Here is an 11,823-nt window from a genome sequence, read left to right on the forward strand (position 1 = left end):
ACTCGGACCGGGCCCGTCAGCGCGGGGTCCTCCATCCGGACCCGACCGCGGCGGTGCGGTCCCGGCCGCTCGCGCCTGTCAGCCGGACGGTGTCAGGCCGCAGGTCGCCGCGGTGAAGGCCAAGAGGTCGCCGGCCACCTCTTGCGAGCGGGTGAGGGGCACGACGACCTCCCGTCCGTCCACCCGCGCGACGAGGTCGAACAGCGTCCCCACCTTGTCCTCGGCGATGGCGTGCGCGTCGCACCGGATCGGCGTCACGGCCACAGCGGCCTCCGACGGTGCGTCGTCGCCCTCGACCGTCAGCCCGACAGGAGCCTCGGAGCCCCCGGCGAAACGCAGCAGGGGAGTGCCGCGCAGAGAGACGATCTCGAGCCGTCCGGCCGCGGCATCCCCGCTCGGCTCGATCGACAGCACCAGGTTCGCGAAGCCGTCGCCGGTGGGGGCCACCCTCGTTGCCGAGATGCGGGCGATGGATGCCACGGCATCCCGGTCGCACTGCGTCGCGCTGAGCCGCGAGAGCACGCTCAGCCGGTCGTCCACCGCCACAGTGGCGTCGCGGTCGCGGTAGCCGCCGCCGTCGTCGACGTGCAGCACAGCCTCAGCCGCGGCATCGTCGCGCCAGCAGCGGATCCCGGGGAGGGGAATGGGGAGATCGGTCGTGCGTCCCGGGCCGATCGTGACCGGACGCGCGGTCTCGCCGCCGGCGACACCGTCGAGAGCCGCCGAGCTGAGACCCGCCGAGGTCACCGTCACCGGCGTTGCGGAGGTGTTCGTGACCCGCAACTGCACCCGCTGGGCGACGATGTCGCCGCGTTGCTGCACGAGAACGACGTCGAGTGACGGACCGGGCGGCGAGGGGGCCGAACATGCCGAGAGTGCGACGCCCACCAGGGTGAGCGCCGCACTCGCGATCAAGCGACGGTCGATCAGGCCTCGGGGTGCGGGTGATCGCGCTTGGCGTCCTCGTCGGCGGCCAGCGTGCCGAGGTACAGCTCGATGACGCGGGGGTCGGTGAGAAGCTCTCGGCCGGTTCCCGTGTACGCGTCCTTGCCCTGGTCGAGAACGTAGGCGCGGTGGCAGATCTGCAGGCACCGCCGCGCGTTCTGCTCGACCATGATGATCGTCACTCCCGCGCGGTTGATCTCGGCCACGCGCAGGAACGTCTCGTCCTGGCGCACGGGGGAGAGACCGGCCGACGGCTCGTCGAGCAGGAGCACCGAGGGGTCCATCATGAGCGCACGGCCCATGGCGACCATCTGGCGCTCGCCGCCCGAGAGCGACCCGGCGCGCTGGCGGCGCCGCTTGGCCAGCTCGGGGAAGAGCCCGCTGACGAACTCGAAGCGCTCGGCGAACACCTTGGGTCGCTGGAAGAGACCCATCTGCAGGTTCTCCTCGATCGACAGGCTCGGGAACACGTTGTTGTTCTGGGGCACCATGCCGACGCCCTTGCCGACGAGCTTGTCGGCCTTGAGCGCGGTGATGTCCTCGCCGTTGAGCAGCACGGCCCCGCTGCGGATCTTCACCTGACCGAAGATGGCCTTCAGCAGCGTCGACTTGCCCGCGCCGTTGGGCCCGATGATGCCGATCAGATCGCCCTGATAGGCGTCGACCGTGCACCCGTTGAGGATGTTCACGCCCGGCAGGTACCCAGCGACGAGGTCATCGGTGCGCAGTACCGCGGTGCGCGTGGTGGTGGCGGTGTCGGCCATCAGAGCTTGCCGTCCTTCTCGTCGGCGATGAGCTCCGCTTCCGCCTCGGCGGCGGCCTCGGACTGGATGGTCTCGAGCTGCGACGTGGTCATGTCGCCGAGATCGGTGTCGTGGTGGGCGCCCAGGTAGGCGTCGATGACGGCCTGGTCGCTCATGACGGTGTCGGGCGGACCTTCGGCGACGACGCGCCCTTCGGCCATGACGACGACCCAGTCGGAGATGTGGCGCACCATGTGCATGTCGTGTTCGACGAACAGCACGCTCATCCCCTCCTTCTTCAGGTCGAGGATGTGCCCGAGCAGGCTCTGCGTCAGCGCGGGGTTCACACCGGCCATGGGCTCGTCGAGCATGACGAGCTTCGGATCGCTCATCAGCGCACGCGCCATCTCGAGCAGCTTGCGCTGGCCGCCCGACAGCGACGCGGCGAAGTCCTCGCGCTTGGCATCCAGTTTGAACCGCCGCAGCAGGTCGTCGGCCCGATCGGTGTTGGACTGCTCCTGGGAGCGCCAGGTCGAGGGGATCAGGGCGCGGAAGATGTTCTCGCCCTTCTGCCCGCGGGCGCCGAGCAGCATGTTCTGCAGCACCGACAGGCGCCCGAGCGACTTGGTGAGCTGGAAGGTGCGCACCATGCCCTGGCGCGAGACCTTGAACGCGGGCACACCGGCGAGGTTCGACCCCTCGAAGCTCCATCGACCCGTGTTGGGCTTGTCGAAGCCGGTCAGCAGGTTGAAGAGCGTCGTCTTGCCGGCACCGTTCGGGCCGATCAGAGCGGTGATCTGTCCGCGGGGGATCTCGAGGTGCTCGACATCGACGGCCTTGAGCCCGCCGAACTGCCGGGTGACGCCGTCGGCGACGACGATCGGGTCGACCTTGGCGCAGCCGGGGCCGACATCGCCCTTGACGAGCGGGTGGGTGAGGGTCGTGTCAGACATTGAACGACAGCTCCTTCTTGTTGCCGAAGATGCCCTGTGGTCGGAAGATCACCAGGAGCATCAGTCCGAGGCCGACGAGGATGAAGCGCACCTGCCCCGTCTGCGTGCTGGACATGAAGCCCAGGATGCCGACGTCGCGCAGCCCCACGATGATGCCGTTCGACAGCGACAGGAGCACCCAGAACAGCATCGATCCCACGATCGGGCCGAGCAGGGTCGCGGCGCCGCCGAGCAGCAGCGCCGTCCAGATGAAGAACGTCAGTGCCGTTCCGTAGTTACCGGGCTGCACCGCGCGGGGGAGGATGAACACCACACCCGCGAGGCCGCCCATGACACCGCCGAGCACGAGAGCCTGCATCTTGTACGAGTAGACGTTCTTGCCGAGGCTGCGCACGGCGTCCTCGTCCTCGCGGATGCCCTTGACCACGCGGCCCCACGGGCTGCGCATCAGCAGGTAGACGAGGATCGTCGCGATGATGACGAGGCCCCACCCGAAGACGCGGACCCACCAGTCGTTCGCCGAGTAGGTCCACGGCCCGATGCCGTAGGTGCCGGCGGGCAGGGGATTGAGCGCCTGGAACTCGCGGTTGTAGCCGTTCAGACCCTGCGAGCCGCCGGTGAGGTCGGTCAGACCCACCGTCGACACCACGTAGCGCACGATCTCGGCCGCCGCGATCGTGACGATCGCGAGGTAGTCGGCGCGCAGGCGCAGGGTCGGGATGCCGAGCAGGAACGCGAAGAGCACCGAAGCGCCGATGGCGATGAGGATGGCGAGCCACACCGGTGCCGAGAGCGAGAGCGTCGAGATGGCGAAGGCGTAGGCGCCGACGGCCATGAAGCCCGCCTGACCGAAGTTGAGCAGACCTGCGTACCCGAAGTGCACGCTGAGTCCGATGGCGGCGAGGGCGTAGGCCGCGGTGGTCGGGCTGATGAGCTCGCCCGCGGCGTTGTTGAAGATCGAAAACCAGTCCATGTCGTCTTTCCTCAACCGATCCGCTCTTTACGACCGAGCACACCTTGCGGCCGGAACAGCAGCACGCCGATGAGCACGATCAGGGCCACCGCGTACCGCAGGTCGGGTGGGATGACGATGGTCGACAGTTCCGTGATGATGCCGATGATGAGCGAACCCACGAGCGCGCCGAACGCGCTCCCCAGGCCACCCAGCGTGACCGCGGCGAACAGCAGCAGAAGAATGGCGAAGCCCATGTCCCACGTGACGCCGCGGTAGAGGCCATAAAGAACGCCGGAGAGGCCCGTGAGGGCGCCCGCGAGCACCCAGACGATGCGGATCACGCGGTCGACGTTGATACCGGACGCGGCGGCGAGCGAGGCGTTGTCGCTGACTGCGCGGGTCGCCTTGCCGATCCGCGTGCGGGTGAGGAAGTACCCGACGAGGCCGAGCATCACGATGCTGATGCCCATGCTGATGATCGAGGTGAGCGTCACCGTGACGGGGCCGATGGTGACGTTGTCGGTGATCCCGGTCGCGATGTTGCGCGTTCCGCCGTCGAAGAAATACAGGTACAGGTAGCGCAGCACGATCGACAGACCGATCGTGACGATCAGCACTTGGACCAAGCCCACCCCGCGTTTTCGCAGGGGTTTGAACAGCACGGCATCCTGGGTCCATCCGAGCGCGGCCGAGAGCACCACCGTCAGCAGGATCGCCAGCAGCAGGTTCCAGCCCATCGCCGTGAAGACGTAGAAGATGATGGCGCCGAACGTCAGCATCTCGCCGTGGGCGAAGTTGTTGACGCCGGTCGTGCCGAAGATCAGCGAGATGCCGATCGCGGCCAGCGCGAGGAGCAGGCCGAAGTTGAGGCCGTAGAAGAAGCGCGAGAAGAGGGTGTCCCAGATCGTTCCGGAGGCCGCCGTCCCCTCGCCCGTCGGGAACAGCACGTTGACCGTGTTGGTCGTGCCGATCGTGACATCGCGGGTGACGTTGTCGGGGTCGCGCGGGGCGACGCCCTCGGGCAGCGTGTCCACCTGCAGCTCGGCCGTGTACGCGCCCGGTCCGGGGACGGCGACCGTCCAGCGCCCGTCGGCACCCGTCGTGCCGGTCTCGGAGAAGCCCGATCCGGCGACGAGCACCTCGACGCCTTCGATCGGATCGTCGCCGGCGCGGATGATCCCGCCGATCGAGTATTGGGTCGACACGTCACCGGTGCCCGCCGAAGCGGCGGGGGTGGGCGCCTGCGTGGCCTGCGCGACCGCGGGTGACGCGAAGAACAGGCTCAGGACGGCGACCGCGCTCGCGAAGAGCGACACGATCACAGCCATGCGGGACAAAGTTCGCGATCGTATCGCGGTGGGGGAGGGGTGACCCACGGAATCTCCAGTTCGGCAGCGCTGACGAAGTCGTCCCGTCAGCTTCGACGGTCGACGCTACGAGCGTAATGTGTCGTGGGTGTTTCGCCGACCGGGTCGTTAGCGAACCGTGTCATGGCGGGTGCGCATGGCGGCCAGCGTTCACGGGAATGATTCACAGCCTCCCGACGCTTAGAATCGCAGGCGGAGCACGCACCCCGCGCTCCGGCCGACGACGTCCCCTTTCACACAGGCGCCGCGCGCGCAGGAGGATCCATGGAGCAGCACGACCCCTTCGGTTTCATCGGACTGACCTACGACGACGTGTTGCTGCTTCCGGGGCACACCGACGTCATCCCGAGCGAGGCCGACACGTCGTCGCGTCTGACCCGCCGCATCACCGTGGCCACCCCTCTTCTCTCCAGCGCCATGGATACCGTCACCGAGGCGCGCATGGCCATCGCGATCGCGCGCCAGGGCGGCATCGGCATCGTGCACCGCAACCTCTCCATCGAGGACCAGGCGGGCATCGTCGACCAGGTCAAGCGCAGCGAGTCGGGCATGGTCTCCAACCCGATCACGACGAACCCGGATGCCACGGTGGCCGAGGTCGACGCGATGTGCGCGCAGTACCGCATCTCGGGTCTGCCCGTGGTCGACCCCGACGGCGTGCTCGTCGGCATCATCACCAACCGCGACATGCGCTTCGTCTCGGGCTTCGAGCGTCAGACCACTCTCGTCAAAGACGTGATGACCAAGGACGGCTTGATCACCGGGCACGTCGGCATCCACGCCAACGACGTCATCGCGACCTTCGCCAAGCATCGCGTCGAGAAGCTCCCCCTCGTCGACGAAGACGGCAAGCTCGCCGGTCTCATCACCATCAAGGACTTCGACAAGAGCGAGAAGTACCCCCTCGCCACCAAGGACGATCAGGGTCGGCTCCGCGTGGGCGCGGCGATCGGCTTCTTCGGTGACGCGTGGCAGCGCGCCGAAGCCCTGCGCGACGCGGGCGTCGACGTGCTCGTCGTCGACACCGCCAACGGGCAGTCGGCGGGTGTCATCGACATCGTCACGCGCCTGAAGGCCGACGCCTCTTTCGCGCACATCGACGTCATCGGCGGCAACGTCGCCACCCGCGAGGGCGCGCAGGCCCTCATCGACGCGGGAGTGGATGCCGTCAAGGTCGGCGTCGGACCGGGCTCCATCTGCACCACCCGCGTCGTCGCGGGTGTCGGTGTGCCCCAGGTCACCGCGATCTACGAAGCCGCTCAGGCCGCGATCCCCGCGGGCGTCCCCGTGATCGCCGACGGCGGGTTGCAGTACTCGGGCGACATCGCCAAGGCGCTCGTCGCCGGCGCCGACACCGTCATGCTCGGTTCGCTCCTCGCCGGCACCGACGAGTCGCCGGGCGAGATCGTCTTCCAGGGCGGCAAGCAGTTCAAGCAGTACCGCGGCATGGGCTCGCTCGGCGCACTGCAGACGCGCGGCAAGAAGACGTCCTACTCGAAGGACCGCTACTTCCAGGCCGACGTGCCCAGCGACGACAAGCTCATCCCCGAGGGCATCGAAGGCCAGGTGCCCTACCGCGGTCCCGTCGCCGCCGTGGCGTACCAGCTCATCGGCGGCCTCCGTCAGTCGATGTTCTACGTGGGTGCCCGCACCGTCGAGGAGCTCAAGAGCAAGGGGCGCTTCGTGCGCATCACCTCCGCGGGCCTCAAGGAGTCGCACCCGCACGACGTGCAGATCGTCGTCGAGGCGCCCAACTACAAGAAGTGACACTGCGTCGCGCGGGGGTCGGGCCGATCGCCCGGCCCCCGCGTGCTGCCCGGGCAACCCGTGGGGGACCGGTGCGGTGACCGCCGCTACGCTGTGCCCATGATCCGACGGCGCAGCCATCCTGCCGCGTCACTGTCCGCTCGCCGGACGGAGGCGTTCACCGACGGGGTCTTCGCGATCGCGGCGACCCTGTTGGTGCTGGGTCTGACCGATCAGTCGCTGGGCTCGCCGACCACCGACGAGCAACTCGCCGACGCGCTGGTCGGCCTGGCTCATCCCGTCTTCTCGTTCGTCATCAGCTTCCTCATCCTGTGCGTGATGTGGATGACGCACGTGCGGCAATTCGAGTGGATCGTGCGCATCGACGACGCGGGCATGTGGATAAACAACGGCCGGCTGCTGCTCATCGTGCTGGTGCCCTTCACCTCATCGCTCGACACCACCTCCAACGACCTCCTCCTCGGGCGCGTGCTGTTGCCGGTCAACTTCTTCCTCGCGATCGTGATGGGTTGGCTGCAGTGGGTGTGGGCCGTGCGCTCGGGCGCCATCACCGACCTCTCGGCCGACGACGCCCGCCGACTCGGGCGCGCGAGCATCAGTGCCGTCATCCTCAGCGGCGCCGCGATGGCGCTCAGTCCGCTGATCGGGTCGATCGGATTCCTCCTGTTCGCGCTGGACGGTCCACTCACCCGACTGCTGCGAGGGGGCGACGCGCCGATTTCCTCGCCGGCGACCACGTCTCGCGACGATGAAGCATCCGACGGCGGTGTCGGAGGGCGCGGGTAGGCTGGGCGGGTGACCATGGAGATCGACCTCGGCCGCGCCAAGCGCGCCCGCCGCGCCTACACCTTCGACGACATCGCCGTCGTGCCGTCGCGGCGCACGCGCAATCCCGAAGACGTCTCGACCGCGTGGACCATCGACGCGTTCTCTTTCGAGATCCCCGTCCTGGGCGCACCGATGGACTCCGTCGTCAGCCCGCGCACGGCGATCGAGCTCGGCCGCCTCGGTGGCCTGGGCGTCCTCGACCTCGAGGGACTGTGGACGCGCTACGACGACCCCGAGCCGCACCTCGCCGAGATCGCGACGCTTCCCGAGGCCGACGCGACCCGCCGCATGCAGCAGCTCTACTCCGAGCCCATCAAGCCCGAACTCGTCCGTGACCGCCTCGCCGAGGTGCGCGACGCGGGCGTCCCCGTCGCCGGAGCCCTGACCCCGCAGCGCACGCACGACCTCTACGAGACCGTCGTCGCCGCCGGCGTCGACCTCTTCGTCATCCGTGGCACCACGGTGTCGGCGGAGCACGTCTCGAAGGTCGCCGAGCCGCTGAACCTCAAGAAGTTCATCTACGACCTCGACGTGCCCGTCATCGTCGGCGGCGCCGCCACGTACACGGCGGCCCTGCACCTCATGCGCACGGGAGCTGCCGGCGTGCTCGTCGGCTTCGGCGGGGGAGCGGCCTCGACCACCCGCGCCACCCTGGGCCTCCACGCCCCGATGGCCACCGCCGTCGCCGACGTCGCCGGCGCCCGCCGTGACTACCTCGACGAGTCGGGTGGCCGCTACGTGCACGTCATCGCCGACGGCGGCGTGGGCACCTCGGGCGACATCGTGAAGGCCCTCGCCATGGGAGCGGATGCCGTCATGCTGGGCGTCGCACTGGCTCGGGCGACCGACGCGCCCGGACGCGGCTTCCACTGGGGCCCCGAGGCGCACCACGCGAAGCTGCCGCGCGGCCGTCGGGTCGCCGTCGACCGCGTCGGCCCGCTCGAGCAGATCCTCTACGGCCCGGCGCCCGTCGCCGACGGCACCGCCAACCTCATCGGGGCGCTGAAGAAGTCGATGGCCACCACCGGCTACTCCGACCTCAAGGAGTTCCAGCGCGTCGAGGTCGTCGTCGCCCCCTACGGTCACTGACCGGCACCGCATGACCTCCGCCCCCGCGACCGATCCGGCGCCGCCGCAGATCTTCCCGCCCACCCTGCGGGAGGTGATGCTGCGGCCCCGCTGGATCGCGCTGCTGGCGTTCTCGCTGATCGTGGCGGGCGTGCTCGCGTGGCTGGGGCAGTGGCAGCTGGGCCGTGCGGTCGACACCTCGCCGCCCGAGCCGGGCCTGACCGAGGTCGTCCGTCCCCTCGACGACGTCGTGAAGCCGGGCGACTATCTGCCCGAACCCCTCGTGGGTCAGCGGGTCGCGGTGACGGGCACGTGGGTGGCATCCGACTTCATCGTCGTCTCCTCGCGCTTCAACGATGACGCCGAGGGGTACTGGGTCACCGGTCAGCTCCGCGTCGCCGGTGCCGCGCAACGCACCTCGGTCGCCGTCGCGACCGGCTGGACCCCGAGCCTCGAGCAGGCGAACGCCGCCGCCGCCGAACTCGAGCGGCAGGTCGAGGCCGATCCGACGGCCGTGGTCGAGGTCACCGGACGCCTGATCTCCGACGAGGGGCCGTCCCTGCCGCCGTCGGACGCCGACCCGTCCACCCTCACACGCATGTCGCCCGCCATGCTGCTCGGCCGGTGGCACGACATCACCGACGTGAGCGTCTACCGGCAATACATCGCGTCGCAGACCGCCATCGGTCCGCTCGTCGACATCTCCTCGCCGGCCCCCGACGAGCGCTCGCGGGTCAACTGGCTGAACATCTTCTACGCCGCCGAATGGGCCGTCTTCGCCGGTTTCGCGCTCTATCTCTGGTATCGCCTCGCGCGCGACGCGTGGGAGAAAGAGGTCGAAGACCTCGAAGACGAACAAGCCGACGCCCTCGCGGCGGGGCCCCCAGCGTCTCGCGACTAGACTGGCATCCATGCCTCGCGCCCCCAAGCTCGCCTCGTTCCCGGCGATCCGCGGAGCCCTGAAGTTCTACCAGATCTGCTCGATCATCACCGGTGTCGGCCTGCTGCTGCTGGTCGCCGAGATGATCCTGAAGTACACGCCCATTCACGTGGAGCTGTTCCTCGGCGGTTCCGGTGGCTTCCTGTGGTTCGCGGATGCCGTGCCCGGTCCCGACTGCCAGTGGTTCTCGCTGTTCGTCCCCGGCGGCAGCGGTTGCGAGATCCTGTCGACCGGAGACGGCGTCAACGTCTCGCTCGCGATCCTCGTCGCCCACGGCTGGTTCTACGTGGTCTACCTCTTCTCGTGCTTCCGCGTGTGGAGCCTCATGCGGTGGCCGTTCCGTCGCTTCGTCTTCCTCGCCCTCGGTGGCGTGGTGCCCTTCCTCTCCTTCATCCTCGAGGTGCGCACCGCCCGGAGCGTGCGCGCCTACCTCGCCGAGCGCGAAGCCGCCCAGGTCAGCGCTCCCGTTCCCACCCCGGAAGGCAACCGGTGACCGAACAGACCGAAACGTCCCAGCGCCCCGTCCTCGTCGTCGACTTCGGCGCCCAGTACGCGCAGCTCATCGCCCGTCGGGTGCGCGAAGCCGGCGTGTACAGCGAGATCGTGCCCCACACCGCTACGGCGGATGAGATCGCGGCGAAGAACCCCGTCGGCATCATCCTCTCGGGCGGCCCGTCGTCGGTCTATGAAGACGGCGCTCCCAGCCTCGACAGCGGCGTGTTCCACCTCGACGTGCCGACACTCGGCATCTGCTACGGCTTCCAGGTCATGGCGAAGGCGCTCGGCGGCGAGGTCGCGAACACGGGCCTGCGCGAGTACGGTGCCACCGACGCCACGATCGTGACCGAGGGCACGCTGCTGCAGGGTCAGCCGGTCGATCAGAACGTGTGGATGAGCCACGGCGACCAGGTGTCGCGCGCCCCCGACGGCTTCGAGGTCCTCGCCCGCACCGCGCACACGCCCGTCGCCGCCTTCGCGAGCGACGCGCGCCGCATGTACGGCGTTCAGTGGCATCCGGAAGTGAAGCACTCCGACCACGGTCAGCACGTGATCGAGAACTTCCTGCACAAGGCCGCGGGCCTGCCCGCCGACTGGAACAGCGGCAACGTCATCGCCGAGCAGGTCGAGCGCATCCGTCAGCAGGTCGGCACCGGCCGTGTCATCTCGGCGCTGTCGGGCGGCGTCGACTCGGCCGTCTCGACCGCTCTCGTCCACGAGGCCGTCGGCGACCAGCTCATCGCCGTCTTCGTCGACCACGGGCTCCTCCGCCAGGGCGAACGCGAGCAGGTCGAGAACGACTACGTCGCCTCCACCGGCGTGAAGCTCATCACCGTCGACGCGCGCGAGACGTTCCTGAATGCGCTCGCGGGTGTCAGCGACCCCGAGCAGAAGCGCAAGATCATCGGTCGTGAGTTCATCCGCGCCTTCGAGCAGGTGCAGGCCGACCTCGTCGCCGAAGCCAAGGCCGAGGGCGAGCAGGTGCGGTTCCTCGTGCAGGGGACGCTCTACCCCGACGTCGTGGAATCGGGCGGCGGTGCCGGCACCGCCAACATCACGAGCCACCACAACGTCGGAGGGCTCCCCGAAGACCTGCAGTTCGAACTCGTCGAGCCGCTCCGCACCCTCTTCAAAGACGAGGTCCGCGCCATCGGCCGGGAGCTCGGCCTCCCCGAAGCGATCGTCGGCCGCCAGCCCTTTCCGGGGCCCGGCCTTGGCATCCGCATCGTGGGCGAGGTCACCGCTGACCGCCTCGAGATCCTGCGTGAGGCCGACGCCATCGCCCGCGCCGAGCTGACGAAAGCCGGCCTCGACAACGAGATCTGGCAGTGCCCCGTCGTGCTGCTCGCCGACGTGCGCTCCGTCGGCGTCCAGGGCGACGGCCGCACGTACGGTCACCCCATCGTGCTGCGCCCCGTCTCGAGCGAAGACGCGATGACCGCCGACTGGACGCGCCTGCCCTACGACGTGCTGTCGAAGATCTCCAACCGCATCACCAACGAGGTGCGCGACGTCAACCGTGTGGTGCTCGACGTGACGTCGAAGCCGCCGGGGACGATCGAATGGGAGTGAGCTTCGGCTGACTTCTGACCCCGTAACGGCGTCGTCGCCTCGCGCCGAGCTGCGTGCCGCTTCCCTCCGGATCGAGAACGGGGCCCCTACCCCTCTCGCGAAAACACATCGCCCAGCACCCGAGACCTCCCGGTATCAAGAGAATGCAGGGGTATGGTTGCACCGGGGGGGGGGTGGGGGGGGGGGG

General features: G+C 68.9%; 11 protein-coding genes. 6 read left to right on the top strand and 5 right to left on the bottom strand.

Annotated elements, in window-relative coordinates:
- Nucleotides 1-78: 78 nt before the first annotated feature.
- The 5 genes from RWP81_RS08670 to RWP81_RS08690 are packed head-to-tail and all read right to left on the bottom strand — an operon-like array spanning nucleotide 79 to nucleotide 4,924.
- Nucleotides 79-915, bottom strand: coding sequence for a hypothetical protein (locus RWP81_RS08670; protein ID WP_314454902.1), 837 nt, complete (start codon nucleotides 913-915; stop codon nucleotides 79-81).
- An 11-nt stretch (nucleotides 916-926) separates the two neighbouring features.
- Complete coding sequence (locus RWP81_RS08675; RefSeq protein WP_314454904.1) at nucleotides 927-1,709, bottom strand: ABC transporter ATP-binding protein; 783 nt, start codon at nucleotides 1,707-1,709, stop codon at nucleotides 927-929.
- Nucleotides 1,709-2,641, bottom strand: a complete 933-nt coding sequence (locus tag RWP81_RS08680; protein WP_314454907.1) for an ABC transporter ATP-binding protein — start codon at nucleotides 2,639-2,641, stop codon at nucleotides 1,709-1,711. Before RWP81_RS08680 ends, RWP81_RS08675 begins: the two co-directional genes overlap by 1 nt.
- Entirely contained in the window at nucleotides 2,634-3,614 is a 981-nt protein-coding gene (locus RWP81_RS08685; RefSeq protein ID WP_314454909.1) for a branched-chain amino acid ABC transporter permease, read from the bottom strand. The genes RWP81_RS08680 and RWP81_RS08685 overlap by 8 nt, the downstream gene beginning before the upstream one ends.
- Nucleotides 3,615-3,625: 11 nt before the next feature.
- Nucleotides 3,626-4,924, bottom strand: coding sequence for a branched-chain amino acid ABC transporter permease (locus RWP81_RS08690; RefSeq protein ID WP_314454912.1), 1,299 nt, complete (start codon nucleotides 4,922-4,924; stop codon nucleotides 3,626-3,628).
- Between the two features lie 303 nt (nucleotides 4,925-5,227).
- Between RWP81_RS08690 and guaB the strand changes: the two genes are divergently transcribed.
- The 6 genes from guaB to guaA all read left to right on the top strand — a co-directional run bounded on the left by guaB (nucleotide 5,228) and on the right by guaA (nucleotide 11,636).
- Nucleotides 5,228-6,730: an IMP dehydrogenase gene (gene guaB, locus RWP81_RS08695; RefSeq protein WP_314454915.1), complete on the top strand. Its 1,503-nt coding sequence runs from the start codon at nucleotides 5,228-5,230 to the stop codon at nucleotides 6,728-6,730.
- A 99-nt stretch (nucleotides 6,731-6,829) separates the two neighbouring features.
- Nucleotides 6,830-7,516: a TMEM175 family protein gene (locus tag RWP81_RS08700; protein WP_314454918.1), complete on the top strand. Its 687-nt coding sequence runs from the start codon at nucleotides 6,830-6,832 to the stop codon at nucleotides 7,514-7,516.
- Nucleotides 7,517-7,531: 15 nt separating this feature from the next.
- Nucleotides 7,532-8,647, top strand: coding sequence for a GuaB3 family IMP dehydrogenase-related protein (locus tag RWP81_RS08705; RefSeq protein ID WP_314454930.1), 1,116 nt, complete (start codon nucleotides 7,532-7,534; stop codon nucleotides 8,645-8,647).
- Nucleotides 8,648-8,657: 10 nt separating this feature from the next.
- Entirely contained in the window at nucleotides 8,658-9,527 is an 870-nt protein-coding gene (locus RWP81_RS08710) for an SURF1 family cytochrome oxidase biogenesis protein (protein WP_314454921.1), read from the top strand.
- A 10-nt stretch (nucleotides 9,528-9,537) separates the two neighbouring features.
- Nucleotides 9,538-10,059, top strand: a complete 522-nt coding sequence (locus RWP81_RS08715; RefSeq protein WP_314454924.1) for a DUF3817 domain-containing protein — start codon at nucleotides 9,538-9,540, stop codon at nucleotides 10,057-10,059.
- Nucleotides 10,056-11,636 carry a glutamine-hydrolyzing GMP synthase gene (guaA, locus tag RWP81_RS08720; protein ID WP_314454927.1) on the top strand — a complete coding sequence of 527 codons (1,581 nt, stop codon included), beginning with the start codon at nucleotides 10,056-10,058 and terminating at the stop codon, nucleotides 11,634-11,636. The genes RWP81_RS08715 and guaA overlap by 4 nt, the downstream gene beginning before the upstream one ends.
- Nucleotides 11,637-11,823: the final 187 nt, after the last annotated feature.

It is taken from the genome of uncultured Microbacterium sp. (genome assembly GCF_963521695.1).
Lineage (GTDB): Bacteria > Actinomycetota > Actinomycetes > Actinomycetales > Microbacteriaceae > Microbacterium.